25 protein-coding genes and 1 riboswitch are annotated in these 25,910 nt (G+C 64.7%); of the genes, 15 read left to right on the top strand and 10 right to left on the bottom strand.

The features are described 5' to 3' along the window. Positions 1-36: 36 nt before the first annotated feature. The 4 genes from XH98_RS07985 (at position 37) to XH98_RS07970 (ending at position 3,218) form a co-directional block, all read left to right on the top strand. Positions 37-786, top strand: coding sequence for an electron transfer flavoprotein subunit beta/FixA family protein (locus XH98_RS07985; protein ID WP_271618299.1), 750 nt, complete (start codon positions 37-39; stop codon positions 784-786). Beyond that, positions 786-1,736: an electron transfer flavoprotein subunit alpha/FixB family protein gene (locus XH98_RS07980; RefSeq protein WP_271599020.1), complete on the top strand. Its 951-nt coding sequence runs from the start codon at positions 786-788 to the stop codon at positions 1,734-1,736. Before XH98_RS07985 ends, XH98_RS07980 begins: the two co-directional genes overlap by 1 nt. Positions 1,737-1,944: 208 nt before the next feature. Continuing rightward, positions 1,945-2,826: a 3-hydroxybutyryl-CoA dehydrogenase gene (locus XH98_RS07975; RefSeq protein WP_271599019.1), complete on the top strand. Its 882-nt coding sequence runs from the start codon at positions 1,945-1,947 to the stop codon at positions 2,824-2,826. Positions 2,827-3,023: 197 nt separating this feature from the next. Next, positions 3,024-3,218, top strand: a complete 195-nt coding sequence (locus tag XH98_RS07970; RefSeq protein ID WP_057746679.1) for a putative motility protein — start codon at positions 3,024-3,026, stop codon at positions 3,216-3,218. Positions 3,219-3,224: 6 nt separating this feature from the next. On the opposite strand, the gene tlpA is transcribed toward XH98_RS07970, so the two are convergent. After that, positions 3,225-3,890 (bottom strand): thiol:disulfide interchange protein TlpA, encoded by a 666-nt coding sequence (gene tlpA / locus XH98_RS07965; protein ID WP_271618559.1) that lies wholly within the window; start codon positions 3,888-3,890, stop codon positions 3,225-3,227. A gap of 101 nt (positions 3,891-3,991) precedes the next feature. Here tlpA and argH point away from each other — a divergent pair, with 101 nt between their 5' ends. The 3 genes from argH (at position 3,992) to lysA (ending at position 7,065) form a co-directional block, all read left to right on the top strand. After that, positions 3,992-5,389: an argininosuccinate lyase gene (gene argH / locus XH98_RS07960; protein ID WP_271618298.1), complete on the top strand. Its 1,398-nt coding sequence runs from the start codon at positions 3,992-3,994 to the stop codon at positions 5,387-5,389. 93 nt (positions 5,390-5,482) lie between these two features. After that, complete coding sequence (gene lptM / locus XH98_RS07955; RefSeq protein ID WP_271618297.1) at positions 5,483-5,776, top strand: LPS translocon maturation chaperone LptM; 294 nt, start codon at positions 5,483-5,485, stop codon at positions 5,774-5,776. 23 nt (positions 5,777-5,799) lie between these two features. Further along, positions 5,800-7,065, top strand: coding sequence for a diaminopimelate decarboxylase (gene lysA / locus XH98_RS07950; RefSeq protein ID WP_271599017.1), 1,266 nt, complete (start codon positions 5,800-5,802; stop codon positions 7,063-7,065). Between the two features lie 112 nt (positions 7,066-7,177). Here lysA and XH98_RS07945 read toward each other — a convergent pair whose 3' ends face one another. Together XH98_RS07945 and XH98_RS07940 are read right to left on the bottom strand one after the other, a co-directional pair. Continuing rightward, the gene (locus XH98_RS07945; RefSeq protein WP_271618296.1) at positions 7,178-8,086 is read right to left on the bottom strand and encodes an NAD(P)-dependent oxidoreductase; all 909 of its coding nucleotides are present in this window, start codon (positions 8,084-8,086) and stop codon (positions 7,178-7,180) included. Positions 8,087-8,210: 124 nt separating this feature from the next. Next, positions 8,211-8,594: a carboxymuconolactone decarboxylase family protein gene (locus tag XH98_RS07940; RefSeq protein ID WP_271599015.1), complete on the bottom strand. Its 384-nt coding sequence runs from the start codon at positions 8,592-8,594 to the stop codon at positions 8,211-8,213. Between the two features lie 180 nt (positions 8,595-8,774). Between XH98_RS07940 and XH98_RS07935 the strand changes: the two genes are divergently transcribed. Then, on the top strand, positions 8,775-11,390 hold the full coding sequence (locus tag XH98_RS07935; RefSeq protein WP_271618295.1) for a TIGR02302 family protein: 2,616 nt from the start codon (positions 8,775-8,777) through the stop codon (positions 11,388-11,390). A gap of 256 nt (positions 11,391-11,646) precedes the next feature. Here XH98_RS07935 and XH98_RS07930 read toward each other — a convergent pair whose 3' ends face one another. Then, a complete protein-coding gene (locus tag XH98_RS07930; protein ID WP_027530607.1) occupies positions 11,647-12,021 on the bottom strand; it encodes a response regulator in 375 nt (124 codons plus the stop codon). 61 nt (positions 12,022-12,082) lie between these two features. Continuing rightward, the gene (locus XH98_RS07925; protein ID WP_271599013.1) at positions 12,083-12,961 is read right to left on the bottom strand and encodes an MJ0042-type zinc finger domain-containing protein; all 879 of its coding nucleotides are present in this window, start codon (positions 12,959-12,961) and stop codon (positions 12,083-12,085) included. A 215-nt stretch (positions 12,962-13,176) separates the two neighbouring features. Here XH98_RS07925 and ftsE point away from each other — a divergent pair, with 215 nt between their 5' ends. The 4 genes from ftsE (at position 13,177) to XH98_RS07905 (ending at position 16,359) form a co-directional block, all read left to right on the top strand. Then, complete coding sequence (ftsE, locus tag XH98_RS07920; RefSeq protein WP_057746699.1) at positions 13,177-13,836, top strand: cell division ATP-binding protein FtsE; 660 nt, start codon at positions 13,177-13,179, stop codon at positions 13,834-13,836. Next, the gene (locus tag XH98_RS07915; RefSeq protein WP_271599012.1) at positions 13,829-14,797 is read left to right on the top strand and encodes a cell division protein FtsX; all 969 of its coding nucleotides are present in this window, start codon (positions 13,829-13,831) and stop codon (positions 14,795-14,797) included. The genes ftsE and XH98_RS07915 overlap by 8 nt, the downstream gene beginning before the upstream one ends. 72 nt (positions 14,798-14,869) lie before the next feature. Next, on the top strand, positions 14,870-15,574 hold the full coding sequence (locus tag XH98_RS07910) for a YdcF family protein (RefSeq protein ID WP_271618294.1): 705 nt from the start codon (positions 14,870-14,872) through the stop codon (positions 15,572-15,574). Between the two features lie 11 nt (positions 15,575-15,585). Further along, positions 15,586-16,359 carry a lysophospholipid acyltransferase family protein gene (locus XH98_RS07905; RefSeq protein ID WP_057746905.1) on the top strand — a complete coding sequence of 258 codons (774 nt, stop codon included), beginning with the start codon at positions 15,586-15,588 and terminating at the stop codon, positions 16,357-16,359. A gap of 278 nt (positions 16,360-16,637) precedes the next feature. Here XH98_RS07905 and XH98_RS07900 read toward each other — a convergent pair whose 3' ends face one another. After that, the gene (locus XH98_RS07900) at positions 16,638-17,291 is read right to left on the bottom strand and encodes a hypothetical protein (RefSeq protein WP_271599010.1); all 654 of its coding nucleotides are present in this window, start codon (positions 17,289-17,291) and stop codon (positions 16,638-16,640) included. Between the two features lie 254 nt (positions 17,292-17,545). Continuing rightward, on the bottom strand, positions 17,546-18,175 hold the full coding sequence (locus tag XH98_RS07895; protein WP_271599067.1) for a gamma-glutamylcyclotransferase: 630 nt from the start codon (positions 18,173-18,175) through the stop codon (positions 17,546-17,548). Positions 18,176-18,285: 110 nt separating this feature from the next. On the opposite strand from XH98_RS07895, the gene XH98_RS07890 reads away from it, so the two are divergent. Both XH98_RS07890 and XH98_RS07885 read left to right on the top strand, forming a co-directional pair. Then, entirely contained in the window at positions 18,286-19,470 is a 1,185-nt protein-coding gene (locus XH98_RS07890; protein WP_271599009.1) for a DUF2125 domain-containing protein, read from the top strand. Between the two features lie 266 nt (positions 19,471-19,736). Further along, the gene (locus XH98_RS07885; protein WP_271618293.1) at positions 19,737-21,308 is read left to right on the top strand and encodes a hypothetical protein; all 1,572 of its coding nucleotides are present in this window, start codon (positions 19,737-19,739) and stop codon (positions 21,306-21,308) included. A 112-nt stretch (positions 21,309-21,420) separates the two neighbouring features. On the opposite strand, the gene XH98_RS07880 is transcribed toward XH98_RS07885, so the two are convergent. From XH98_RS07880 to XH98_RS07870, 3 genes are read right to left on the bottom strand one after another with little or no spacing between them, the layout of a single operon-like run. Continuing rightward, entirely contained in the window at positions 21,421-22,359 is a 939-nt protein-coding gene (locus XH98_RS07880) for a prephenate/arogenate dehydrogenase family protein (RefSeq protein WP_271618292.1), read from the bottom strand. Then, positions 22,356-23,450 (bottom strand): histidinol-phosphate transaminase, encoded by a 1,095-nt coding sequence (gene hisC, locus XH98_RS07875; protein WP_271618291.1) that lies wholly within the window; start codon positions 23,448-23,450, stop codon positions 22,356-22,358. The genes XH98_RS07880 and hisC overlap by 4 nt, the downstream gene beginning before the upstream one ends. Before the next feature lie 35 nt (positions 23,451-23,485). Then, positions 23,486-24,328, bottom strand: a complete 843-nt coding sequence (locus tag XH98_RS07870) for a chorismate mutase (protein WP_271618290.1) — start codon at positions 24,326-24,328, stop codon at positions 23,486-23,488. Positions 24,329-24,488: 160 nt separating this feature from the next. Further along, positions 24,489-24,568, top strand: a riboswitch (SAM riboswitch). Between the two features lie 92 nt (positions 24,569-24,660). On the opposite strand from XH98_RS07870, the gene metX reads away from it, so the two are divergent. Then, positions 24,661-25,908: a homoserine O-acetyltransferase MetX gene (gene metX / locus XH98_RS07865; protein WP_271599005.1), complete on the top strand. Its 1,248-nt coding sequence runs from the start codon at positions 24,661-24,663 to the stop codon at positions 25,906-25,908. The last annotated feature ends 2 nt before the right edge of the window (positions 25,909-25,910 follow it).

The raw sequence follows: 25,910 nt of genomic DNA, 5'->3' as shown, positions 1-25,910 counted from the left end.
AAATACCCCCCTCCCAAATTGAGTGAAAGAGGATCGATGAAGGTCTTAGTGCCGGTAAAGCGGGTGGTCGATTACAACGTCAAGGTCCGCGTCAAAGGTGATGGATCGGGCGTTGAACTCGCCAACGTCAAGATGTCGATGAACCCCTTCGACGAAATCGCGGTCGAGGAAGCGCTGCGTCTGAAGGAAGCCGGCAAGGCGACCGAAGTCGTGGTGGTCTCCATCGGGCCGGCGCAGGCATCGGAGACGATCCGCACCGGTCTTGCGATGGGCGCCGATCGCGGCATCCTGGTGAAGGCCGAGGGCACCGTCGAGCCGCTCGCCGTCGCCAAGATCCTGAAGAAGGTTGCTGAAGAAGAGCAGCCTGGCCTGATCATCCTCGGCAAGCAGGCGATCGACGACGACAGCAATCAGACCGGCCAGATGCTGGCTGCGCTGCTGGGCTGGGCGCAGGCGACGTTTGCCTCGAAGCTCGAGGTCGAAGGTTCGGATTTCAAGGTCACCCGCGAAGTCGATGGCGGCCTGCAGACCGTCAAGCTCAAGGGACCGGCGATCGTCACCACCGATCTGCGTCTCAACGAGCCGCGCTATGCTTCGCTGCCCAACATCATGAAGGCCAAGAAGAAACCGATCGCGGAGAAGGCCGTCGCCGATTACGGCGTCGACGTCACTGCGCGCCTCGAAGTTCTGAAGACGGCTGAGCCTGCAGGCCGCAAGGCCGGCGTCAAGGTGAAGGACGTCGCCGAGCTGGTGTCGAAGCTCAAGAACGAAGCCGGGGTGCTCTGATGACTGCGCTGTTGATTGCTGAACACGAACACGAGGTCCTCAAGGACTCCACCAACAAGGCGCTGACCGCGGCCTCTCAGCTCGGCGGCGACGTCCACGTGCTGGTCGCCGGTGGCGGGCAGGGCACCAAGGCTGCCGCCGAAGCGGCCTCGAAGCTCGCCGGTGTCGCCAAGGTGCTGGTGGCTGAAGGCGAGGCCTACGCGCACGATCTCGCCGAGGCACTGGCCGCACTGATCGTCTCGCTGGCCCCGTCCTATGACGCGATCGTCGCGCCTGCGACCTCGCGCTTCAAGAACGTGATGCCGCGCGTCGCAGCTCTGCTCGACGTCATGCAGGTCTCGGAGATCATCAAGGTGGTCGCGCCCGACACTTTCGAGCGTCCGATCTATGCCGGCAACGCCATCCAGACGGTGAAGTCGAAGGATGCCAAGAAGGTCATCACGGTCCGGACCTCGACCTTCGCGGCGGCAGCGGCCGGTGGCAGCGCGCCGGTTGAGAGCGTCGCGGCCGCGGCCGATCCCGGCCTGTCGACCTTCGTCGGCGAGGAGGTTGCCAAAAGCGACCGTCCGGAGCTGACCTCGGCCAAGATCATCGTTTCCGGTGGCCGCGCCATGCAGAGCCGCGAGAACTTCGCCAAGTACATCGAGCCGCTTGCCGACAAGTTAGGGGCCGGTGTCGGTGCCTCGCGCGCGGCGGTCGACGCCGGCTATGCGCCGAACGACTGGCAGGTCGGCCAGACCGGCAAGGTCGTCGCCCCCGAGCTCTACGTCGCGGTGGGCATTTCCGGTGCCATCCAGCATCTGGCCGGCATGAAGGACTCCAAGGTGATCGTCGCGATCAACAAGGACGAGGACGCGCCGATCTTCCAGGTGGCTGATTACGGCCTTGTCGCCGACCTCTACCAGGCGGTTCCGGAGCTGACCGCCGAACTCGGCAAGCTCGGCAAGTAAAACCCCATAAAAACACCGGCCGGAGGTATAAACTCCGGCCGGTGTTTCATTTCTGAGGCGTTTTCTTTGGCGTGGGGCACGCCTTTGAAGCGATCCAATCTAGGTTTCGAGCCAAGGTTCTGATTAAATCGGGCTTCTGGTCAAATCAGACCTCCCGGCTCAGGGGATAGGCAGGCGCGATATGCGCGCCGTTCCGGTGGATGGCATTATGGCGGCAGTGATCAAGAAGGTCGGCGTGATCGGCGCGGGTCAAATGGGCAACGGCATCGCGCATGTCGCGGCCCTGGCCGGCTTCGACGTGGTGCTCAACGACGTCTCGGCCGACCGCCTGAAGTCAGGTATGGCCACCATCAACGGCAATCTGGCGCGGCAGGTCTCCAAGAAGGCCGTCACGGAGGACGACAAGACCAAGGCGATGGCGCGCATCAAGCTCGCCGAGAAGCTGGACGACCTCGCCGACTGCGATCTCGTGATCGAGACCGCGGTCGAGAAGGAAGAGGTCAAGCGCAGGATCTTCCACGACCTTTGCGCGATTCTGAAGCCGGAGGCGATCGTCGCCTCCGACACATCCTCGATCTCGATCACCCGCCTTGCCGCCGCCACGGACCGGCCCGAGCGCTTCATCGGCATTCACTTCATGAATCCGGTGCCGCTGATGGAGCTGGTGGAACTGATCCGCGGCATCGCCACCGACGATGCGACCTTCGAGGCGTCCAAGGAATTCGTCGCCAAACTCGGCAAGCAGGTCGCTGTCTCCGAGGATTTCCCGGCCTTCATCGTCAACCGCATCCTGCTGCCGATGATCAATGAGGCGATCTACACGCTGTATGAAGGCGTCGGCAATGTCGAGGCGATCGACGCGGCGATGAAGCTCGGGGCGCACCATCCGATGGGCCCGCTGGAGCTTGCCGATTTCATCGGTCTCGATACCTGCCTGTCGATCATGCAGGTGCTGCATGAGGGCCTTGCCGACTCCAAGTATCGCCCGTGCCCGCTACTGGTGAAATACGTCGAGGCCGGCTGGCTCGGCCGCAAGACCCAACGCGGCTTTTACGACTACCGCGGCGCCAAGCCGGTTCCGACAAGATAAGGCGGCACTGCCGTAGGGTGGATTGGCCCTGCAGTTGCGCGAAGCGCAATTGCTCGGCGTGATCCACCACTGTTTGTCTCCCCGGAAACCGAAGAGGTGGATTACGCCTGCGGCTAATCCACCCTACGGGACCTGCGGCAATTCATGTCCCATTAACCCCTCGCGGCTAGGTTACGGCCGGTACGAGGGTCTGCGTAATGGACATGATGGCGATGGTCAGCACCATGCTGGCCTCTCAGCAGGGCGCGCTGCAGTCGAACATCGCGGCGACGCTGACGAAGCAGAACATGGACATGGAGAAATCCACTGTCCTGACGCTGCTGGGCGCAGGTCAGCCATCCCTTGCCAATGTCGGCCCCGGTGTCGGCGGCAACCTCAACGTCACAGCCTGAACTTCCCTAGAGCGATGCGGCAGCCGGACCTAACGCGGCCCGGATCAGCTTGAGCGCATCGTCGCTCCCCCATTCGGCCGGCCCCGCGATCGTCGCGATCTCGCAGCCTTGTGGGTCGACCAGCACCGAGGTCGGCATGCCCAGGGCCCGGCCTATCGCCTTAAGGTCCTGGAAAACCTTGGCTTTCTGGTCAGTGAAATAGCCGAGCCGGGTCAGGTTGGCATCCTTCAGGAAATTCTTCGGCTTCTCGGGGTCGCGGGTGTCGATATTGATCGCCACCACCTCGAAGTCAGGGCCCGACAGCTCGGCCTGGAGTTGGTCCAGCGCCGGCATCTCTTTCCGGCAGGGCACGCACCAGGTGGCCCAGAGGTTGACCAGCACGGTCTTGCCGCGGAAATCCGACAGCTTCCTCGGCTTGCCGTCGGCGTCCTCAAAAGTGAGGTCCGGCAGCTTCAGGGGGGCACTCGCCATGGTCAGCGCGGCAACCTCGCCATGAGCAAGCGGCGCGAGCTTCTGGGCCCTGGCCACGGCCGGCTTGCAGGCGGGATCGCCTGACGGAGCCCGGTTCAGGCCGAGCCCATACAGCGCGACGAAGCCGGCCAGCCCACCGACCACAACGGTGGCGATGACGATGGGGATCCGGCGCGTGGCGGAGGGCTTCTGGTCGAGCATATCGTTTGTCATCCGGTCGCAGATATGGCTATCAGGGGCCTCTTAATACGGCTGGCATCAGTCAGCAAACATGCGGCAAAGCAAGGCGTGAGCAGGGAATCATGAGCAACAAGATGTGGGGCGGCCGGTTCTCGGAGCGTCCCGATGAGATCATGGAAGAGATCAACGTCTCCATCGACGTCGATCGTCACCTCTTCGCCCAGGACATTGCCGCGTCCAAGGCCCACGCCGCGATGTTGGCCGCGAACGGCATTATCACGGCCTCTGATGCGAAAAATATCGGCAAGGGTCTAGACACGATTTTGTCAGAGATCGGCAAGGGCGGCTTCGAGTTCAAGCGCGCGCTCGAGGACATCCATATGAATGTCGAGAGCCGCCTGTCGGAGCTGATCGGCCCCGCGGCCGGCCGCCTGCACACCGCGCGCTCGCGCAACGACCAGATCGCGACCGACTTCCGCCTCTATGTCCGCGACATCGTCGACGAGACCGATGCGGCGCTTGCTGCGTTCCAGCAGGCGCTGGTGGCGCGCGCGCTGGAGCATGCCGGAACCGTGATGCCCGGTTTCACCCATCTGCAGACCGCGCAGCCCGTCACTTTCGGCCATCACCTGCTCGCCTATGTCGAGATGGCTGCGCGCGATCGCGGCCGTTTCCAGGATGCGCGCAAACGGCTCAATGAATCCCCGCTTGGCGCCGCCGCGCTTGCCGGCACCTCGTTCCCGATCGACCGGCACGCTACTGCGAAGGCGCTGGCATTCGATCGTCCGATGGCGAACTCGCTCGACGCTGTCTCCGATCGCGACTTCGTGCTGGAGACGCTGTCGGCGGCCTCGATCTGCGCCGTGCACATGTCGCGCTTTGCCGAGGAGATCGTGATCTGGACCTCGCCGCTGGTCGGCATGATCCGCCTCAGCGACAAGTTCACCACCGGCTCCTCGATCATGCCGCAGAAGCGCAATCCTGATGCCGCTGAGCTGGTGCGCGCCAAGACCGGCCGCGTCATCGGGGCCCTCAACGGCCTTCTGATCGTGATGAAAGGCCTGCCGCTCGCCTATCAAAAGGACATGCAGGAGGACAAGCAGGGCGCGATGGAAGGCTTTGCCGCGCTGTCGCTGGCGATCCGCGCCATGACCGGCATGGTTCGCGACCTCGTGCCTGACGAGGCCAAGATGAAGGCGGCCGCTGGCGAGGGCTATGCCACGGCGACCGATCTCGCCGACTGGCTGGTGCGGACGCTGAAGATGCCGTTCCGCGAGGCCCATCACGTCACCGGCCGCATCGTCGCCAAGGCCGCGAGCGACGGCGTGGCGCTGCATGAGCTGCCGCTGAAGGAGATGCAGGCGATCGAGCCCCGGATTACCAAGGACGTGCTCGGCGTGCTCTCGGTCGAATCGTCGGTCAAGAGCCGCACCAGCTACGGCGGCACCGCGCCGAAGAACGTGACTTCGCAAGCCAAGGCCTGGGCCAAGCGGCTGGAAAAAGAGCGAAAATTGGGCTGAGGGCCGAAAATTCGCCGGCCTTCCGTGGCCTTCCGGCACTCGCCAGCGGGGGCCAACCTCTGTATGGTGCGGCCGCATATTGGGGATTTCGTCGTGACGTCAAAGTTTCGCCCGGCCGGCTCGGGGTGGGCCATCATTGTCCTTAGCCTGACGGCGCTCGCGCTCGCCGGCTGCGGCCGAAGGGGCCCGCTCGACCTGCCGCCGACCGCCTCCAGCGCGTCCACGGCCAATGTCGCCGCGCCTGGCGACACCGAGACCGAGGCCCAGAGGACGCCGAGCGTGTTCAATCCGACCTATGGCGCGGATGCCGCGCCGGCGGCGACCAGGGGCAGGAAAAAACCGTTTGTCCTCGACCCGCTCCTGGACGAACCTCCCGGTAAGCAATGAGCCGGGGCAACTGAGCCAACGCCATGAACCATTTCGACTATCGCAACGGCGTGCTGCACGCCGAGGCGGTGAACCTGTCCGAGCTGGCCGCGACGGTCGGCACGCCATTTTATTGCTATTCGACCGCGACGCTGGAGCGGCACTATCGCGTCTTTGCCGATGCCTTTGCCGGCGAGAAGGTGCTGGTCTGCTACGCCATGAAGGCGAACTCCAACCAGTCGGTGCTGCGCACGCTGGCCAAGCTTGGCGCCGGCGCCGACGTCGTCTCCGGCGGTGAATTGAAGCGCGCGCTCGCGGCCGGCATTCCCGCCAGCAAGATCGTGTTCTCCGGAGTAGGAAAGACGGAAACCGAACTGCGCGCGGCGCTCGCCGCCGACATCCTCTGCCTCAACGTCGAATCCGAGCCCGAGCTCGAATTGCTGTCGCGCCTTGCAACCGAGATGGGCAAGACCGCGCGCATCTCCGTGCGCGTCAATCCCGACGTCGATGCGGGCACGCATGCGAAAATCTCGACCGGCAAGTCCGAGAACAAGTTCGGCATTCCGATCGTGCATGCGCGCGAAGTTTACGCCCGCGCTGCGAAGCTGCCCGGCATCGTGGTCACAGGTACCGACGTTCATATCGGCAGCCAGATTACCGACCTCTCCAAGATGGAGACGGCATTCCGCATTCTTTCCGAATTCGTGCAGACGCTGCGCGCCGACGGCCACAACATCAGCCACGTCGATTTCGGCGGCGGGCTCGGCATTCCCTATTACATGGATCGCGAGGCGCCGCCGGCGCCGGATGCCTATGCCGCCATGGTCAAGCGCGTCAGCCACAATCTCGGCTGCACGCTGATGTTCGAGCCGGGCCGCATGATCGTCGGCAATGCCGGCATCCTCGTCGCCAAGGTGATCTATGTGAAGCACGGCGACGGCAAGAACTTCGTCATCATCGACGCCGCGATGAATGACCTGATCCGTCCAACGCTGTATGAGGCGCATCACGACATCCTGCCGGTGATGCAGCCGGCGAAGGGGGCGCCCACCATCATGGCCGACGTCGTCGGTCCGGTCTGCGAGACCGGTGACTATCTCGCGCTCGACCGCACGCTGCCGACGCCGAAGCCGGGCGACCTCATCGCCATCATGACCGCGGGCGCCTATGGCGCCGTCCAGGCCGGCACCTACAACACGCGGCCGCTGGTGCCGGAGGTGCTGGTCAAGGGCGATCAATACGCGGTGGTCCGCCCGCGCATCGAGGTCGAGCAGCTGATTGCGATGGACACGCCGGCGCCGTGGCTGTGAGCAATTGATCGTAGCCCGGATGGAGCGAAGCGAAATCCGGGGGTTCTCGCCCGCCGCAACAATCCCGGATTACGCTACGCTCCATCCGGGCTACCGGAGCAGTTGTGAGGCGTTACTTCCCCGCAAGTCCCCCCATCTTTCCGCCCACCACCACGCCCGCCTTCTTCTCGATCGGCTTGATCGCCGCCGTGAAATCGGACTCGGCGCCTTCTGCGGCGATCACGGTCTCCCAGAGACGTCCGACCGCATCCGCGACCTCCATCGACAGGCCGAGCTGCTTCATCTCCTCGAGCGCCAGCCGCACGTCCTTCACCATCAATCCGGTGGCGAAGCCGAAGTCGAAGCTGCGCGGCAGCACCGCGCGCGGAAACTTGTCGCGGCTCGCCGTGTTCATGCCCGAGCCCGCATTGATGACGTCGATCATCACGGCGGGATCGAGCCCGGCCTTGACGCCCATCACCACGGCCTCCGACGTCGCCACGATCGCGGTGGCCGAGAGGAAATTGTTGGCGAGCTTCATGGTCTGCGCCGCGCCCGGCTTCTCGCCGATGAAGAACACCTTTCCGATCACGTCGAGAACAGGCTTGAGCAGTTCGAACTCCGCCTTCGGCCCTGAGACCATCACCGCCAGCGTGCCCTTCTCGGCGCCGCCGACGCCGCCGGAGACGGGGCAGTCGATCTGCACGATGTTGCGCCTGGCCAGCAGGCCGTGAATCTTCGCAGCCGTCTGCGAGCCGACCGTCGACAGATCGATGAAGCGTTTTGCCCGGCTGCCCTCGATCACGCCGTTCGCGCCGGTGGCAACCTCGAGCGAGGCCTTCAGCGACGGCAGGCTCGCCATCACGGTCTCGACCTTGTCGGCGACATCCTTCGGCGAGGTCGCAGCGGTCGCGCCGCGCGCGACAAGCTTTTCGATCGCCTCCTTGCGCGTGTCGTACACGACGAGCTTGTGGCCGGCCTCGATCAACCGCCGCGCCATCGGGAAGCCCATATTGCCGAGGCCGATGAATCCAATGTCCATGGTGTTTCCTTGTTTCTTTTCGTTGTTTGTTGATCAGCGCTGCTCACCCACGGTGTCGTCCTGGCTTTTGCCAGGACGACGGTGAGGAGGGACATTACGTCCCTCACTCTATGCTGTCGCCCGCTCACACCTTCCCATCGATCTCCGCGAACACCTCGCGCGCGATGCGGAAGCTGTCGACGGCGGCCGGCATGCCGCCATAGATCGCGACCTGCATCAGGATCTCGCGGATCTCGTCGCGGGTGACGCCGTTGGTGAGCGCGCCTTTCAGATGCGCGCGGAATTCGTGCTGGCGGTTGAGGATCGCGATCATCGCAATGTTGAGCATGCTGCGGGTCTTGCGCGGCAGCTCCTCGCGGCCCCACACCGTGCCCCAGCAATATTCGTTGAGCATCTCCTGGAACGGACGGTTGAAGTCGTCGACGTTTTTCAGCGCGTTGTTGACATAGGCCTCGCCCAGCACCGCTTTGCGGACCTCCAGGCCCTTGTCATGCATCTTCTTGTCCATGGTGTTTCCTTTGGCGTTTCCTTCGTTTCCCTCAGGCGGCGCCGCGGAAATTACGGGGTTGCCCCTCGCCAGTCACGTCCTCGTGTTATGCGGGAAAAGGGGTGTCTCCCGTACAGGAACGGATGCCTCACTGCCGCCGTTGTGGTACGCTCCACTCCGCCGGGTAACCTGGAGAGTTGATTGAACGGCGTCACCCCCGACCCGTCAGACCCGATCCGTGATGGCGATGATCTGTCGCGGCTGAAGCTGGCGCAGGCCCTTGAGCGGTCCACCTATGCCATCGCGTGGGAGCGAGCCTGGCCGGGTTTGGCGCGTGTTCTCACCGTTGTCGGCCTGTTTCTGGTGGTGTCCTGGGCCGGTCTCTGGTTGGCGCTGCCCTTCGTCGCCCGCGCCATCGGCCTCGTCATTTTCGCAGGGTTGGCGGTTGCCGCCCTGTTCCCGCTGATTCGGTTTCGCTGGCCGAGCCGCGAAGAGGCGCTCGCCCGGCTCGACCGCGGTTCGGGCATTCGCCATCGTCCCGCCACCACGCTCACGGACACGCTGACCTCGCAGGATCCGGTTGCACTCGCGCTGTGGCAGGCGCAACGCGAGCGCACGCTGGCCTCGCTGAAGCGCATCCGTGCCGGTCTGCCGCACCCGCGCCTGGCCATCCACGACCCCTGGGCGCTGCGCGCGCTGGTGATGGTGATGCTGGTCGCGACTTTCTTCGCGGCCGGCGACGAGCGCGCGATGCGGTTAGGGGCGGCGTTCGACTGGAACGGCGTGCTGGCGCCGACCAATATCCGCGTCGACGCCTGGGTCACCCCGCCGCTCTACACCGGAAAGCCGCCGGTGATCCTGTCGGCCGCCAACAAGGAGGCGGCCGCGCTGCCAGCAAGCGGCCCGCTCGCCGTTCCCGCCGGCTCGACCCTGATCGTGCGCTCGTCCGGCGGCAGCCTGGATGTGGTGGTCTCCGGCGGCCTCAAGGAAGCCGAGTCCAAGGAAGCTGCGCCCAAGGGTACCAACGAAAAGCATTTCACCATCACCGGCGACGGCACCGCGCATGTCCGCGCGCCCTCGGGCCAGCCGCAATGGGCCTTTGCAGCGACGCCGGATCGTCCGCCGACGATCGCGCTCGCCAAGGATCCGGAGCGCCAGGCGCGCGGCGCGCTGCAGCTCGTCTACAAGATCGAGGACGATTACGGCGTCACCGGCGCCGAAGCGCAAGTTGCCGTGCGACCCACCGAGAGCAAGGACGGCGATGCCAAGGCCGCGGCGCGGCCGCTGTTCCAGCCGCCGCAGTTTCCGCTGGTGCTGCCGAACGCGCGCACCCGCAACGGCGTCGGCCAGACCGTGAAGGATCTCAGCGAAGATCCCTATGCCGGTGCCGATGTCAGGCTGACGCTCACTGCCAAGGATGAGGCCGGCAACGAGGCGCGAAGCGAGCCGTTCAACATGCGCCTGCCCGAGCGTCTCTTCACCAAGCCGCTCGCACGCGCGTTGATCGAGCAGCGCCGCATCCTCGCGCTCGACGCCAACAAGAACTCCGACGTCTACACCGCGCTCGATGCGCTGATGATCGCGCCCGAACTGTTCACGCAGGAGACCGGGCAATATCTCGGCCTCTACAGCGTCACCCGCCAGCTCGAGGCGGCGCGCACCGATGATGCGCTGCGCGAGGTGGTGGCGAGCCTGTGGGCGCTCGCGGTGACGATCGAGGACGGCAACATCTCCGATGTCGAGAAGGCGCTTCGCGCAGCGCAGGACGCGCTGAAGCAGGCGCTGGACCGCGGCGCCAGCGACGAGGAGATCAAGAAGCTCACGCAGGACCTGAGGGCGGCGCTGGACAATTTCATGCGCCAGCTTGCCGAGCAGTTCCGCAACAACAAGGATGCCCAGCAGCTCGCGCGTCCGCTCGATCCCAACACCAAGATCCTGCGCCAGCAGGACCTGCAGAACATGATCGACCGCATGGAGCGGCTGTCACGCTCGGGCGACAAGGATGCGGCCAAGCAGCTGCTCGACCAGCTTCAGCAGATGCTGGAGGGCCTCCAGATGGCGCAGCCGGGGCAGTCCGGCGAGAGCGACATGGAGCAGGCGCTCAACGAGCTCGGCGACATGATCCGCAAGCAGCAGCAATTGCGCGACAAGACCTACAAGCAGGGCCAGGATTCCCGGCGCGATCGTATGCGCGGCAAGCAGCAGCAGGGCGACCAGTCCATGTCGGATCTGCAGCAGGACCAGCAGGCGCTGCGCGATCGTTTGAAGAAGCTCCAGGATGAAATGGCCAAGCGCGGCCTCTCGCAGAAGGGTCAGAAAGGCCAGAAGGGACAAAAGGGCCAGGAAGGCCAGCAAGGCGACCAGGCGCAGTCCGGTCAGGACGGCGATCAGGATGCCGACCAGGGTGATGATGATGGCGGGCTCGATTCCGCCGACAACGCCATGGGTGATGCGGGCTCGAAGCTGGGCGAGGGCAATGCCGACGGCGCGGTCGATTCCCAGGGCAAGGCGCTGGACGCGATGCGCAAGGGTGCGCAGAAGATGGCCGAGGCGATGCAGCAGGGTGACGGCGATGGCCAGGGTGACGGTCCCGGCAACCGTGCCGGTCGCCAGCAAAGCGGCGGCAACCAGACCGACCCGCTCGGCCGTCCGCTGCGTGGCCACGAATATGGCGATGATTACACGGTCAGGATCCCCGGCGAGATCGACGTCCAGCGCGTCCGCCGCATTCTCGAAGAACTCCGCCGCCGCCTCGGCGACCCCTCGCGCCCGCAGATCGAGCTCGATTATATCGAGCGGCTGCTGAAGGATTTTTGAGCCCGGCTATCTCCCCACGTCGTCCCGGCGAAGGCCGGGACCCATAACCACAATCTCGCTGTCATCGCCCGACTTGATCGGGCGATCCAGTATTCCAGAGATGGTTGCGGTTGAAACGAGAGGTCACGGCGTACTGGATGCCCCGGTCCCGGCTCCGCCAAGGCTACGCCGAGGCCATGGAGCTGCTAGGCGCGCCGAAGCTTCAGCGAAGGCGGCAAGCCGGGGCATGACAGCGGAGTGCTTGGCTAGGTCGCCGCTACCCCTTCTTCGCCGCCAGCGCATCCGCTACCGCCGTGCGGATATCCGCGACCGAAAACGGCTTGGTCACGACGTCATGCACCAGCGCATTCAAATTCGAGGCGCGCTCGCGCTGGTCGGCAAAGCCCGTCATCAAGAGAATGGTCAATTGCGGAAAGTCGCGCGCGGCGGAGAGGGCGAGCGCGATGCCGTCCATGACGGGCATCTGGATATCGGTGAGCAACAGATCGAACGCGCCGTCCTCGCGGGTCAGGATCTCCAGCGCCTCGGCGCCGTCCTGCGCGGTGACGGTTTCGTGGCCGTCCATGGCGATGGCGCGTGCCACCAGCTGGCGCATCGAATCCTCGTCGTCGGCGATCAACACTTTTGGCATGAGACGATCCTTGGGATGATCCTTGGGACCAACCCTCCCGTGCGGACTCTACAAGGCCTGATTATACGCTACCGCCAGCGATGTCGCGCCGGTTGAAGAAGCGAACGTCGATATTGCGGCCTTCCGGCGGCGGCGAGGCGAGGCGCGAGCGGAAGAAGGCGCGTTCGCCGGGTTGCAGCACGGTCTGCTCCAGCACCGAATTCCAGGCGTAGATCTCGGCGCCCTGCGCGTCGCGCACCGCAAAACGCAAGCGCGGTATATCAAGCGGCTTCCTGCCCTGGCCGACGATCACGCCCTCGATGACCAGCACCTGCTTACCGTCCACGGTCTCGGTCGAGAGCTTGACGTCCTTGAAGGCGAGCCCGCGCAGGTTCACTTCCAGCCCGACCAGCTTGTAGAAGGCCGCGGTCTGCGGCAGCAGGCGGACCATGTCGCCGCGCCAGATCACCAGGGCCAGCACCAGCGCGCCCATGGCAGCGCAGGCGACCGGCAGGCCGTAATAGGATCTGCGCGGGGCAACAGTGGGCGTCGGCCGCCTCACTTTGGCGCCGCGACGGCTGAACAGGCCGCGGAACCAGGATTGATGCTGGGCCCCGACGACTTCTTCTTCCACGGCCCGAGCCGCCGCGGACCATTCGTCCTCAGCCTCGGCGGCATCCTCCGTCGGCCAGTCGCTGGCGATCGAGGGACTGTCGACCACGGGCGTCTCGGCGGCGTTATCGTCCTGGGCGTAAGTGTTCCACTGCTCGGCGAGGTCGGACTGGTCGTCGGCCTGGCGGGCTGCCGCCATGGCCGGCACGGCGGCCTCCTCGATGGCGTCCTCGGGATGGGCGATCCAGGTTTTCTTGCAGCGGGAGCAGCGGACCGTCCGCCCGTTGGTCCCCAAGCTCGCAAGCTTGATGGCGTAGGATGTCATACAATGGGGGCAGACGATATGCATGGACGGCCTCGACAATGACCTTGGCGCGGGGAACCTGGCGCCAGGATTCTCCTGGGACAAGGTTCGCCCGAGAAGGGACTTCTAAGAATGCTGCCCGAGATGCTACAGGGCGACCGTTAACGAACCGGAAACCATAACGGTCGCACAACCCCTTGATCGCATGCGGCGAAGCCTCGCTGGCGATGCGGCTACGTCCCCTCGAACGGAGCTGAGCTTTGGTTCGGTTCGAAAATGTCGGATTGCGTTACGGCCTGGGGCCGGAGATCCTGCGCGACCTCAGTTTCCAGATCCCGGCGCATTCCTTCCAGTTCCTCACCGGCCCGTCCGGCGCCGGCAAGACGTCGCTGCTGCGCCTGTTGTTCCTGTCGCACCGGCCGACGCGCGGCCTCGTCAATCTGTTCGGCCACGACATCTCGACGCTCGGCAAGGACGAGATCGCGGACTTGCGCAAGCGCATCGGCATCGTGCTGCAGGACTTCCGCCTGCTCGACCACATGACGACCTATGAGAACGTGGCGCTGCCGTTCCGCGTCATGGGCCGCAGCGAATCCAGCTATCGCAAGGAGGTCATCGACCTCTTGCGCTGGGTCGGTCTGGGTGACCGCATGGATGCGCTGCCGCCGATCCTGTCGGGCGGCGAGAAGCAGCGCGCGGCGATCGCGCGCGCGGTAATCTCGCGGCCGCAGCTCCTGCTCGCGGACGAGCCGACCGGCAGCGTCGATCCGACGCTCGGGCGGCGCCTGCTGCGGCTCTTCATCGAGCTCAACAAGTCAGGCACCGCCGTCATCATCGCCACCCACGATATTGCGCTGATGGATCAGTATGAAGCGCGCCGCTTCGTGCTGCATCAGGGACGGCTGCACGTCTATGAGTAGGCCAGATGACCGCGGCGTGTTGGTCGACCTCGGACAGGAGCGTCCGCCGCTGCCGGCCAAGGCGCGCAATACCTCGCCGATCGTGCCGCGCGCCTCGATCCATGGCCGTGCGCTGGTCGCCGTCGTCGCCATCATGACTTTTCTCGCCTCGATGACAACGGGCGCGGTGCTCCTGGTGAGCGCTTCGGCTGCGGAATGGCAGTCCGATGTTGCCAGCGAAATCACCATCCAGGTCCGCCCGCAATCGGGACGCGACCTCGAGCGCGACACGGCCGCCGTCACCGAGGCGATGCGCGCGCAACCCGGTATTGTCGAGGTCAAGCCGTTCACCAAGGACGAAAGCGGCAAGCTGCTGGAGCCCTGGCTCGGCACCGGCCTGTCGATGGACGATCTGCCGGTGCCGCGCATGATCATCGCGCGCGTGCAGCCGGGCACGGCGCTCGACCTCGGCAGCTTGCGTGCGCGCGTGACGCAAGTGGCGCCGAGCGCCAGCGTCGACGATCATCGCGCCTGGATCGAACGGATGCGCTCGATGACCAACGCCACCGTGCTGGCCGGCATCGGCATTCTTGCACTCGTCATCGTCGCAACCATCATCTCGGTCTCGTTCGCAACCCGCGGCGCGATGGCAGCGAACCGGCCGATCGTCGAAGTGCTGCATTTCGTCGGCGCAGGCGACCGCTACATCGCCAATCATTTCCTGCGGCATTTCCTCCGGCTCGGCCTCGAAGGCGGCGTCATCGGCGGCGGCGTCGCCATGCTGTTATTCGGCTTCTCCGAATCTATCGCCGGCTGGTTTTCCGGCACCCCCGTCGGCGACCAGTTCGCGGCGCTGCTCGGCACCTTCTCGCTGCGGCCGTCAGGCTATGTCGTGCTCGCGGTGCAGGCCGTGCTGATCGGCGCAATCACCGCGGTCGCCTCGCGCCAGACCCTGTTCGCGACGCTGAATGACGTGGATTGAGCCCGACAAACCGGACTCCACTTCGCCTCAAAACGTCTTAAAATCATCCGGGGAAGGGATCACCGACATCACATGACCTCGCCGACCGACGATCGATCGCCGAAACTGCCGCGCGGCTGGCTCCGCGCGACCGTGGTGTCGACGATCGCGTTCGCCTTTGTCGGCGCGGCGGCGGGCTTCGTCGGCTTCCTGTCGCAATTGCGCGGCGCCGAGATCGCACCCGATCGCAAGGCTGACGGCATCGTGGTCCTCACCGGCGGCTCCTCGCGGGTCTCGGACGCGATGGAGCTGCTCGCGGCCGGCTACGGCAAGCGGCTCCTGATCTCGGGCGTGCACCCGACCTCGACCGCGAGCGATATCTCCCGGACCCTGCCGGAGAACCAGTCCTTCATGACGTGCTGCGTCGATCTCGACCGAACCGCGCTCACGACCCGCGGCAACGCGGCGGAGGCGCGGCGCTGGGCCCAGGGGCGCGGCTTCAAATCGTTGATCGTGGTCACCTCGAATTACCACATGCCCCGCGCGCTCGTGGAATTCTCGCATGCGATGCCGGAGACCACGCTGGTCCCATTCGCCGTGGTCGGTGACAAATGGCGCGAGGAGCCGTGGTGGACCTCGGCCTCGACGCTGCGGCTGCTGTTGTCCGAATATGTCAAATACGTCGCGGCCGAGGTGAGGGTACGGCTGGAAGATTTCGGGATTGACCTTTCGCCCGAGATGTCGGAGCAGCCTCTTGGTCTGCAATCCAGGCGGCCCGCCACCGCTCAGGCCAATTGATCGGATTCCTGATGTTCCTGATTTTCCTGCGCTCGCTGCTGTTCAACGTGCTGTTCTACACCGTGCTGGTGTGCCTTGCGATCGTGGCGCTGCCGACCTTCGCGTTGCCGCCGCGCGCCATGCTGACGGTTGCGCAATGGTGGGCGAAGGCGACGCTTGTCCTGATGCGAGTGGTCTGCAACATCAAGGTCGAATTCCGCGGCGTCGAGAAGATTCCGCAAGGGCCGCTGGTGATCGTCGCGAAGCACCAATCGTTCTGGGAGACCTTCGTGCTGCCGGGTTTCTTTGAGCGCCCGATCTTCATCCTCAAGCGCCAGCTGATGCAGATTCCGGTGTTCGGTCAGTTTCTGGTCAAGACAGGCATGATTGCGATCGACCGCAAAGCCGGCGTGAAGGCGCTGCTCGACATGACGCGGCGCGCGCGCGAGGCGGTGCGCGCCGGCGGCCAGCTCGTCATCTTTCCGGAAGGCACGCGCCGCGCGCCGGGGGCGCCGCCGGATTACAAGACCGGCTTTGCGCAGATCTATTCATCCTGCGGCGTGCAATGCCTGCCGATCGCGCTCAATTCCGGCCTGTTCTGGCCGCGCCGCACCTTCATGCGCTATCCCGGCACGCTGGTCGTCGAGTTCCTCGATCCGCTGCCGCCGGGCCTGCCCAAGGATGAGTTTCTCTCGCGCGTGCAAACCGTGATCGAGGATGCGACCAGCCGCATCGTCGAAGCAGGCCGGAAAGAGCAGGAGCGGTTGATCGGCAGCTCGCCGAGCTACGGGGCCTCGGGCAGCTAGATCGCCTTTTGTATCGTCGCCGACGGCTTGTGCCTCCTAGCCGACCTCTCGCAAGTCTTTCGGCAAGCATATGGGCTGTTTCGTCGATCGGGAGCGCGACCGAGTCAGTGCGACGAGATGCGAACGAGAGGGTTGACCGAAAACATGATCGGGCGAAAAAGCGAACGACGACATCTGGCGTCGGCTATTTCAGCGTCGCGATCGAGCGCCCATAAGCACGAACAACCTCGATAAACGCGGGCGCTCTGATTCCCCGGCCCAGAAACAGTCGGCCGAACTCAGTTGGTGGCGAAACAGTAAAACAAACCCGCTCCACCGACGCGCTGCAAGTTCGCCGGGGAACAACCCGGCGTCTTGTGCGAATAGTTCCAGAAATTCGGACCCTGAGTGTTGCCGATCAGGTCATGGTGTCCGACGATCGCGCTACCCTGTCCGTCAGTGCTGTTGGTCCAGTTACTGCAGGTCGCGTCTGCGCCCGGAATGGCCGTGCCATCGTGTTGTGTGCCGGTGAGCATGTCATGTTGATTGGGAGTGTCGCTGCGGCCCTTGACCATCATTCCCTTCTCGTCGAGGGCGGTCTCTTTGTTGATCTTGTTATTGTCACTGTGCAGGTCGGCCACGCTTGCCGCGATCTGTGTACCCTTGGCATTGGACCAGGGACCGCTCCCGATCCGGTCTTTGGCGTTGATCGCATTCGGCCCCTGCGTCGAAAGATAGGCGTGCCAGGTTTTGCCGCCCGCGCCTGCGGCCTCGGCGAGGGTCTGGCAATGTCGATCGGCGCCGTCGATCCCACCGAGGTCCCCGCCCTTGCCGAGCCCCACACTGGTTATGAAGAAGCTCATGCTGCTTTGCTGGGCTTGCGCCGGTCCCGGCACACCCGACGTCAACAAGACCAGGGATGAGAGTACAGCCAAATTCGCTATCTGGGCCATGCGGTTGGTCCTTCCAGTGAGGACTGTCGCCCCCACGATCGTGCGTCGCAACAACACTGCTAGAACCGGTTATCCCGGCATTCGCCAAAACCCATTATACGATCAGATGATCCATAATCACATATCGTCCTTCACCTGAACGTGGAGGAGAGGTCGTGGGCTGGACGGCTGTAGCGCATGCCCCGTCGCGGAGGGATTCAGACGGGCTCAAAGTGATTGCGCCCCTGGGCGGGGTTTCGTGGGCGGCAACGTGGTCAGAGCATGCCTGGTCTGCGCTTTAGCGACCGTCCCTCGCTCGGAGCCCGAGCGTGCGACGAATGCGCCTCGCCATGCAGCATCATCGCGAGCTGATGCAGTTGCTTGTCGCGAAAGCCCTCGGCTTCGATCGCCTTCACGGTCGCGGTGACATAGTCGCGGTTGGCGCCGGATTGGCCGTGGCCTTGGAGCACGTGGCGGTGCTGCTCGGCGAGCGAGAGCCGGCCGGCATATTGCACATGACCGCGGTCGACGACATAAGCGAGCGCGCTGACGCGCTGCCGCGCATCGTTCTCCAGCCACACCGAGCGCATCACTTCGCGATAGACCGACGTTACCTGCTCGCGCGCGCGCAAGTAAGCAACCACATCGGCGCGGTTCTTTTCGGCGACACGGAACGCGATGCCGCGGCAGGCGCCGCCGCGATCGAGCCCGAGCACGAGGCCCGGCTGCTCCGGCGTGCCGCGATGCACGAAGGAATAGACGCAGAGCGCGCGGTGCTCGCCGACCAGCCGCGCCGGGACGCGCTCCTCGAATTCGAAGCCCGGCCGCCACATCAGCGATCCGTAGCCGAACACCCAGAGGTCGCCCTTGGCTGACGTGACGGTGGGAAGGATGATTTCCGACATTTCGGGCACGGCTACCAGAACCCGGCTCCGAAGCGAAGTCATTTCTCCGCCTTTTGTCGGGGACCAACCTCGCTTACATTTGACAAAATCTGGGGTCAAAGGGTCGCCGCATGTCCAATATGACCATTGCCGCAGGCCGACGCTCCCGCTGGGGCCTCTTCATTGCCCCCGTCCTCCTCCTGATCCTCGCGGCCGCCTGGAGCGGCTTCTGGTTCTATGCGGCCTCGCAGGCCGCGATCGCCGTCGATGCCTGGCGCGCGCAGGAAGCCAAAGCCGGCCGCATCTATGATTGCGCCAAGCGCTCGATCGCGGGTTTCCCGTTCCGCTTCGAGGTCCAGTGCTCCGGCGCCAGCGTCGCCCTGGTGTCGCAGAATGCGAGCAAGACGCCGTTCACGGCCAGGCTCGACAACATCCTGGTCGTCGGGCAGGTCTACGATCCCAAGCACGTCATTGCGGAATTCGCTGCGCCGGCAACGCTGGTCGACGGCGTGACGCAAAACACCTTCGTGGTGAACTGGAGCAAGGGCCGCAGCAGCGTGATCGGTCTGCCGGCGGTGCCGGAGCGCGCCTCCATCGTGTTCGACGATCCCAGCCTTAACAGGATGGACGGGAGCGTGCAGGTGCCGCTCGCGCGCGCCAGGCAGATCGAGCTGCATGGTCGCCTCGCCGATGGATCGACGTCGGCTCATCCTGTGATCGAGACCGTGCTCCAGGTCTCGCAAGGCAGCGTCCAGGGCGTGCATCCGTTGCTCGCTGAGCCGTTCGAAGCGGACACGCGCGCCAAGATCACCGGCCTTTCCGATCTCACGCCAAAGCCTTGGCCGCAGCGCTTTCGCGAGATCCAGGCCGCCGGCGGCCATATCGAGATCGTGCAGTCGCGCATCCAGCAGGGCGAGATGATCGCGGTCGCGGCCGGCACGCTGGGCCTCTCGGCCAATGGCCGACTGGACGGCGAATTGCAGATGACGGTGACCGGACTCGAGCGCGTCATTCCGGCGCTCGGCATCGAGAAGATGCTGGAAGAGGGCGTGCCCCAGGCCACGCTCGACCGCGTCGCGCCCGGCGTGAAGTCGCAGGACCTCAACAATCTCTTCGGCGCGCTCGACCGTGCCGTTCCCGGCCTCGGCAAGGTCATCAAGCAGAACGCCAATGCCGGCGTCGCCGCCGGTATCAACTCGATCGGCACCGAGAGCACGCTCGAGGGCAAGAAGGCGCGCAGCTTCCCGCTGAAATTTGCCGACGGCGCCGTGCTGCTCGGCCCGTTCAAGGTCGGCCAGATCCCGCCGCTGTACTGATTTTCGGTCACGGCGCCGTCGTGGTGACAAAGCGGCTTCGCATCGGGAATGCGGAGCCGCGTTGCGTGAGGCCCGCAATCATCGCGCGTGCGGATCGCGGAAGCGGCCAAAATATTCCGACCACGATCGTCAGGAAAACGTGATGCAGAAGATGCACGGGCCCTGAGAATAACAGCCCGCTCATTCGCATCACTCCACACCAGGGAAGCATGCGCGCGCCGGGGCGCGAACATCAGGACCTGCTTCCCAGGTGGAGGGAGGCTTACGTGCGGATCATCACACGCGGACTGATGCTGGGACTACTCGCTGCCTGTTCGGGACAGGCGCGTGCCGACGACAATGTCGCAACAGAAATCCAGGCGCTGAAGGCGAAGCTGAAAGAGCTGCAGCAGAAGGTGGATTCGCAGGCGCGTAAGACGCGCCAGGTCGAAGCAGCGCAGGCGAAGGCCGCGCCGATGGCGGCAACCTACAAGGCGCTCCCGGTCGATCCCTGCGCGTCCGGCAAGATCTGCTACAAGGGAATCACGCTGACATTCGGCGGCTGGGTCGATCTCACCGGCATCTACCGTTCCCGCAACATCGCCTCCGACACCGGCTCGGTCTACAATTTCATTCCCTATCAGCAGGCCCACAATTTCTTCGTGCCGGAGACGCGCTTCTCGGCGCGGCAGAGCAGGTTCTCGGTGCTCGCCGAAGGCAACGCCAATCCCGATACGCATCTCGTCGGCTACGGTGAAATCGACTTCGAGGGCGCGGCGCAGACGGCGAGCTCGGTTGCGACCAACTCCTTCAATCCGCGGATGCGGCAGCTCAGCCTCGAGCTCGACCGCACCGATCTCGGCCTGCACGTCCTGGCCGGCCAATCCTGGTCGCTGAATGCGCCGACGAAGTCGGGCATCGATCCGCGCGGCGTCGACGCGCCCGGCGTGATCGATTTCGAATCCGTTCCGGGATTTCTGGCTGCCCGGCAACCGGGCTTGCGCGTCTGGCAGGATATCGGGCCCGAGTTCAAGATCGCGGCATCAGTCGAAAATCCGCAGACCGCCTTCTTCGGCGGCAACACGCCGGCGGTCGGTACACCCGCGGTCGGCCCGCAGGGCGTGATCAACCCGAATGTCCAGGTCAATCTGACCGGACCAGGCGGCAGCTTCTTCAACAGCCTCAACAATGTCAGCTTGAACCAGGTGCCTGACGTCACCGCCAAGGCGGCGTGGGATCCGCGGCTCGGGCCCTACAAGCTGCATGTCGAAGCCTGGGCGCTCTATCGCCAGCTGTTCGATCGCTTCAATGGCGCCAACCATACCTACGACACCGGCAGCTTCGGCAGTCATGTGTTTGCCGAGCTGATCCCGAAGACCCTCGACCTCCAGCTCTACGGCGCGCATGGCGTGCTCGGGCGCTTCACGGCGACGCCGTTCCCGGATGCCGCACTGGCGCAGGATGGCACCGTGCTGCCGCTCACCATCACCGCCGCCGCGGTCGGCCTGATCTGGCACGCGACGCCTGAACTCGATGTCTACAGCTATGCGGGCCTTGAAAAGGCCAAGGCCAATTTCGCCAATGTGGGGACGGTGCCGTTCGGTTACGGCAATCCGCTCTACAACAACACCGGCTGCTTCACCGAGAACACGCCGGCCGCGACCTGCAATGGCAACACCAGGGAAGTCCGGCAGATCACCGCGGGCATCTACGACACCATCTACCAGGGCAATTACGGCACGCTCAAAGCCGGCGTGCAATATTCCTACACGCAACGCTTCGCTTTCGCCGGCGTCGGTGGCGCGCCCAAGACCGACGACAACATCGTCATGACGCAGATCCGGTATTACCCGTTCTAGTCAGAAGCTATATGGACTCGTAGCCCGGATGGAGCGAAGCGCAGTCCAGCAATCTTACCGGACGCGATAGCGGTCCCGGATTACGCTCCGCTCCATCCGGGTTACTTCGGCGCTACGGCTTCTTGTCGAGCTGCCCATGCTGGCGGCCGAAGTCTGCTGCTGCCGAATCCTGGCCGATCTCGACGATGCCGCGGCGGATGGCGCGGGTGCGGGTGAAGTGGTCGAACAGCGCCTCGCCGTCACCGCGGCGGATCGCGCGCGTAAGCTTGGCGAGGTCCTCGGTGAAGGTGCCGAGCATTTCCAGCACCGCGTCCTTGTTGGCGAGGAAGACGTCGCGCCACATCGTCGGATCGGAGGCCGCGATGCGGGTGAAGTCGCGGAAGCCGCCGGCGGAGAACTTGATGACTTCGGATTCCGTCACCTGCGCCAGCTCGTCGGCGGTGCCGACGATGGTGTAGGCGATCAAATGCGGCAGATGGCTGGTGATCGCGAGCACGAGATCATGATGATCCGGCGTCATCACCTCGACCTTGGCGCCCATCGCCGTCCAGAAGGCGCGCAAATGCGCGGTCGCCTCGGTGTCGGTGCCCTCAGGCGGCGTCAGAATGCACCAGCGGTTGATGAAGAGCTCGGCGAAGCCGGAGTCAGGCCCCGAATGCTCGGTGCCCGCCACGGGGTGCGCCGGCACGAAATGGACGGTCTTCGGCAGATGCGGCGCCATGTCCTTGACGACCGCGCCCTTGACCGAGCCGACGTCGGAGATGACGGCGCCCGGCTTCAGATGCGCTGATATCTCCTGCGCCACCTCGCCGCAGGCGCCGACGGGGATGCAGAGGATGACGAGATCGGCATCCTTCACCGCTTCCGCATTGGTCGCCACGACCTTGTCGACAATGCCGAGCTCGAGCACCCGCGCGCGCGTCTTCTCCGAGCGCGCGGTGGTGACGATCTCGCCGGCCAAGCCTTGAAGCTTCGCGGCGCGCGCGATCGAGCCGCCGATCAGGCCGAAGCCGATCAGGGCGACGCGCTGGAAATACGGGTCCACGCTCATTTGCCGGCCATGAAGTCGCGCAGCGCGTCGACGACGAGGCGGTTTGCCTCCTCGGTGCCGATGGTCATGCGCAGCTGATGGTGCAGGCCATAGTTCTTCAGCGCGCGCAGCACGAGGCCACGCTTGGTGAGATAGGCGTCGGCCGCATCCGATGTCTTGCCGCTTTCCGGAAAGTGGATCAGCACGAAATTGGCAACGCCCGGCGTCACCTTCAGCCCGAGCTTGGTGATCTCTTCACTGAGCCAGTTGCGCCAGGTCTCGGTGAACTGCTTCGACATCGCCTGATGCGCGGTGTCCTCGATCGCGGCGACCGCGGCATACATCGCCGGCGTCGACACGTTGAAGGGGCCGCGGATGCGGTTGACGGCGTCGATGATGTGCTCGGGGCCGAACATCCAACCGACGCGCAGCGCCGCAAGGCCGTGGATCTTGGAGAAGGTGTGCGTCACCACCGTATTCTCCGTGGTGGCGACCAGCTCGATCCCCATCTCGTAGTCGTTACGGGAGACGTAGTCGCAATAGGCCGCATCCAGCACCAGCAGCACATGCGAGGGCAGGCCGGCGCGCAGGCGCTTGACCTCGTCGAACGGGATATAAGTGCCGGTCGGGTTGTTGGGGTTGGCGAGCCAGACCAGCTTCGTCTTCGGCGTCACCGCTTTCAGGATGGCGTCGACGTCGGCGGTCAGGTTCTTCTCGGCCGCCACCACGTTCTTGGCGCCGTTCGCCATGGTGGCGATCGGGTAGACCAGGAAGCCGTGTGTGGTGGAGATCGCCTCGTCGCCGTGGCTGAGATAAGTGTGGGCGAGCAGGTTGAGGATCTCGTCCGAGCCGGCGCCGCAGATGATGCGGTTGGGATCGAGACCGTAGTGGCGGCCGATCGCCTCGCGCAGCACGCGCGAGGTTCCCTCAGGATAGTCTTCCAGATGATCCGCGACGTGCTTGAAGGCCTCGATCGCCTTGGGCGAAGGTCCGAACGGCGTCTCATTGGCCGAGAGCTTGAACACCTTGCGGCCGGGCTCGGCGACCGGGGTCTTGCCGGGCGTGTAGGGCGCAATATCGAGAATGCCGGGATTCGGCATGGGGCGGGACATCTTCAACTCCGGATAGGCTTTGGGCGGTACGCGATCTACGACCCAGTCGGGGGCACCGTATAGCGCGTTGCGTGGCTGCCGACGAGGGCCGTGGAGCGCACCGAGGCCCCCGCTTCGATCAGGGCAGCCTTGATCTTGTCGATGCTGGTGGCTGATGTGACCGAGACCAGCAGCGCCGCGCCGTCGAAGGCGGTATCGGGCACCGCCACGATCTCGGCGAGCGGCGACAGCGCCCGCGCGACCTCGGCGTTCCACCCCGACACGCGCACGCTGAAGGTCTCGACCTCCGTCACCACGGCGCTGTCGGCGACGCGCGAGATCGCGAACACCGGCAGCGACGCCGGATGGTCGGCGCGCTCGACGAAGGGCAGGCGCGCAATGATCTTCGGCGCACCCACGGCTTCCAGCTCCAGCCACCACGGCGTGCGGCTCGATGTCGCCGAGACCAGCGCGAGATCACCCTTGGATTTCGCCACCGCCTCGACCGCTGCCTGCGCACTGAAATGCGCGACATACGGCACCGTGAAGCCGAAATGGAAGCGCACGGAATCGCGCATCGCGGGCTCGCTCGCCGAGATGTCGGCATGCACGGAGAACGGCGCCTGGACATAGGTGAAGGTCGAGATGATGACGCGCCAGATGCTTTCGACCGTGTCGAGCGGCAGGATGCCGCGATGCCGCTGCACGATCTCGCGCATCATCGAAGCCTCGCGCGCCGGCCGGAACGCCGAGCCGACCTCCTGGGTCTGCTTCACCTGGATCAGGCGGTCGATGATGTCGCCGCGCTGCATCAACAGGCGATGCATGGCCTCGTCGATCGCGTCGATCTCCTTGCGCAATTCCTGCAGCGATGGTGGCGCGGGCGGACGTTGGGACATATCTGACTAGCTGGTTATGAGGCTTCGGAAGAGTGTCCTGATTAGGCAGTCGGGGCGGCGAAAGCAAAGAGAAATGACGGCCTGCAAGGCAGCCGGTTGAGAGACGATTTTGGCCGATCCGGCTGCGACTTGACGAAATCGGGCCAAGCCGGTAGGTTTTTGCCCGTTCCGTGGTCATTTGAGCCGGCCGGCTTGCAGCCACGTTAAAAAACTCGCTAAACAGGCCGGGGACGCTTCTGATCCCGGCCGAACCTATCGTTCAGGCCGGGTTTTTCATGGCCTGATTTCATCGCGGTCTCACGTCCGATCGCAAACGAGGTCGATGGTCAGAGATGGTTGGCGTCAAGTCTGTCCCAAGTCCTACGATCCCAAGTCCTACGATCCCAAGTCGTGCGATCCCAAGTCCTGCGATCAGTGCCGACGATCGGTCGCATGAGGTCGATCATCCGAGTTCAGAGGTCGCGCGGTTCGGCGCCGACCAACCGCTGCGGCTCGATTGCGGTGTCGATCTCACCCCGTTCCAAATTGCCTACAAGACCTATGGCGAGCTCAACGCCGATCGCTCCAATGCGGTGCTGATCTGCCATGCGCTGACCGGCGACCAGCACGTCGCCAATGTCCATCCGGTCACCGGCAAACCCGGCTGGTGGGAGACGCTGGTCGGCCCCGGCCGGCCGCTCGATCCGAGCAAATACTTCATCATCTGCTCCAACGTGATCGGCGGCTGCATGGGCTCGACCGGGCCTGCCTCGATCAATCCTGCCACCGGCAAGGTGTGGGGCCTGGATTTCCCTGTCATCACCATTCCCGACATGGTGCGCGCGCAGGCGATGCTGATCGACCGGCTCGGCATCGATACGCTGTTTGCCGTCGTCGGCGGCTCGATGGGCGGCATGCAGGTGCTGCAATGGACCGCGGCGTACCCTGCGCGTGTCTACTCCGCGCTGGCGATCGCCTGTTCGACGCGGCACTCGGCGCAGAACATCGCCTTCCACGAGCTCGGCCGCCAGGCCGTCATGGCCGATCCCGACTGGCACAATGGCGCCTATGCCGATCAGGGCATCCATCCGCATCGCGGCCTCGCGGTCGCGCGCATGGCCGCGCACATCACCTATCTGTCGGACGCTGCGCTGCATCGCAAGTTCGGCCGCCGCATGCAGGACCGCGAGCTGCCGACCTTCTCGTTCGACGCCGATTTCCAGGTCGAGTCCTATCTGCGCTATCAGGGCTCGTCCTTCGTCGAGCGCTTCGACGCCAATTCCTATCTCTATCTGACGCGCGCGATGGATTATTTCGACATCGCCGCCGACCATGGCGGCGTGCTGGCGAAGGCGTTCGCGGGGATCGAAACGCGCTTCTGCGTGGTTTCCTTCACCAGCGACTGGCTGTTCCCGACTTCGGAATCGCGCGCGCTGGTGCACGCGCTGAATGCGTCCAGCGCGCGGGTGTCGTTCGCGGAGATCGAGACCGATCGCGGCCACGATGCCTTCCTGCTCGACGTGCCCGAATTCTTCGACATCTCCCGCGCCTTCCTGCAATCCGCCGGCAAGGCGCGCGGACTCACGAACAAGGACGGCTAGCG

It is taken from the genome of Bradyrhizobium sp. CCBAU 51745 (genome assembly GCF_028128715.1).
GTDB classification, from domain to species: domain Bacteria; phylum Pseudomonadota; class Alphaproteobacteria; order Rhizobiales; family Xanthobacteraceae; genus Bradyrhizobium; species Bradyrhizobium manausense.
Note: the sequence above shows the minus strand (reverse complement) of the source record. Positions and strands in the feature narration are given on the sequence as shown.

What these genes read in the sequence shown, in the direction of transcription:
- XH98_RS07940 (WP_271599015.1), bottom strand. Translation starts at nt 8,594, where the DNA reads ATGGACAAGAAGATGCATGACAAGGGCCTGGAGGTCCGCAAAGCGGTG.
- hisC (WP_271618291.1), bottom strand. Translation starts at nt 23,450, where the DNA reads ATGTCCCGCCCCATGCCGAATCCCGGCATTCTCGATATTGCGCCCTAC.
- XH98_RS07975 (WP_271599019.1), top strand. Translation starts at nt 1,945, where the DNA reads ATGGCGGCAGTGATCAAGAAGGTCGGCGTGATCGGCGCGGGTCAAATG.
- XH98_RS07985 (WP_271618299.1), top strand. Translation starts at nt 37, where the DNA reads ATGAAGGTCTTAGTGCCGGTAAAGCGGGTGGTCGATTACAACGTCAAG.
- lysA (WP_271599017.1), top strand. Translation starts at nt 5,800, where the DNA reads ATGAACCATTTCGACTATCGCAACGGCGTGCTGCACGCCGAGGCGGTG.
- XH98_RS07930 (WP_027530607.1), bottom strand. Translation starts at nt 12,021, where the DNA reads ATGCCAAAAGTGTTGATCGCCGACGACGAGGATTCGATGCGCCAGCTG.
- XH98_RS07925 (WP_271599013.1), bottom strand. Translation starts at nt 12,961, where the DNA reads ATGCATATCGTCTGCCCCCATTGTATGACATCCTACGCCATCAAGCTT.
- XH98_RS07905 (WP_057746905.1), top strand. Translation starts at nt 15,586, where the DNA reads ATGTTCCTGATTTTCCTGCGCTCGCTGCTGTTCAACGTGCTGTTCTAC.
- XH98_RS07915 (WP_271599012.1), top strand. Translation starts at nt 13,829, where the DNA reads ATGAGTAGGCCAGATGACCGCGGCGTGTTGGTCGACCTCGGACAGGAG.
- XH98_RS07895 (WP_271599067.1), bottom strand. Translation starts at nt 18,175, where the DNA reads ATGTCGGAAATCATCCTTCCCACCGTCACGTCAGCCAAGGGCGACCTC.
- XH98_RS07900 (WP_271599010.1), bottom strand. Translation starts at nt 17,291, where the DNA reads ATGGCCCAGATAGCGAATTTGGCTGTACTCTCATCCCTGGTCTTGTTG.
- XH98_RS07870 (WP_271618290.1), bottom strand. Translation starts at nt 24,328, where the DNA reads ATGTCCCAACGTCCGCCCGCGCCACCATCGCTGCAGGAATTGCGCAAG.
- XH98_RS07890 (WP_271599009.1), top strand. Translation starts at nt 18,286, where the DNA reads ATGTCCAATATGACCATTGCCGCAGGCCGACGCTCCCGCTGGGGCCTC.
- XH98_RS07910 (WP_271618294.1), top strand. Translation starts at nt 14,870, where the DNA reads ATGACCTCGCCGACCGACGATCGATCGCCGAAACTGCCGCGCGGCTGG.
- tlpA (WP_271618559.1), bottom strand. Translation starts at nt 3,890, where the DNA reads ATGCTCGACCAGAAGCCCTCCGCCACGCGCCGGATCCCCATCGTCATC.
- metX (WP_271599005.1), top strand. Translation starts at nt 24,661, where the DNA reads ATGGTTGGCGTCAAGTCTGTCCCAAGTCCTACGATCCCAAGTCCTACG.
- XH98_RS07980 (WP_271599020.1), top strand. Translation starts at nt 786, where the DNA reads ATGACTGCGCTGTTGATTGCTGAACACGAACACGAGGTCCTCAAGGAC.
- XH98_RS07880 (WP_271618292.1), bottom strand. Translation starts at nt 22,359, where the DNA reads ATGAGCGTGGACCCGTATTTCCAGCGCGTCGCCCTGATCGGCTTCGGC.
- argH (WP_271618298.1), top strand. Translation starts at nt 3,992, where the DNA reads ATGAGCAACAAGATGTGGGGCGGCCGGTTCTCGGAGCGTCCCGATGAG.
- XH98_RS07945 (WP_271618296.1), bottom strand. Translation starts at nt 8,086, where the DNA reads ATGGACATTGGATTCATCGGCCTCGGCAATATGGGCTTCCCGATGGCG.
- XH98_RS07970 (WP_057746679.1), top strand. Translation starts at nt 3,024, where the DNA reads ATGGACATGATGGCGATGGTCAGCACCATGCTGGCCTCTCAGCAGGGC.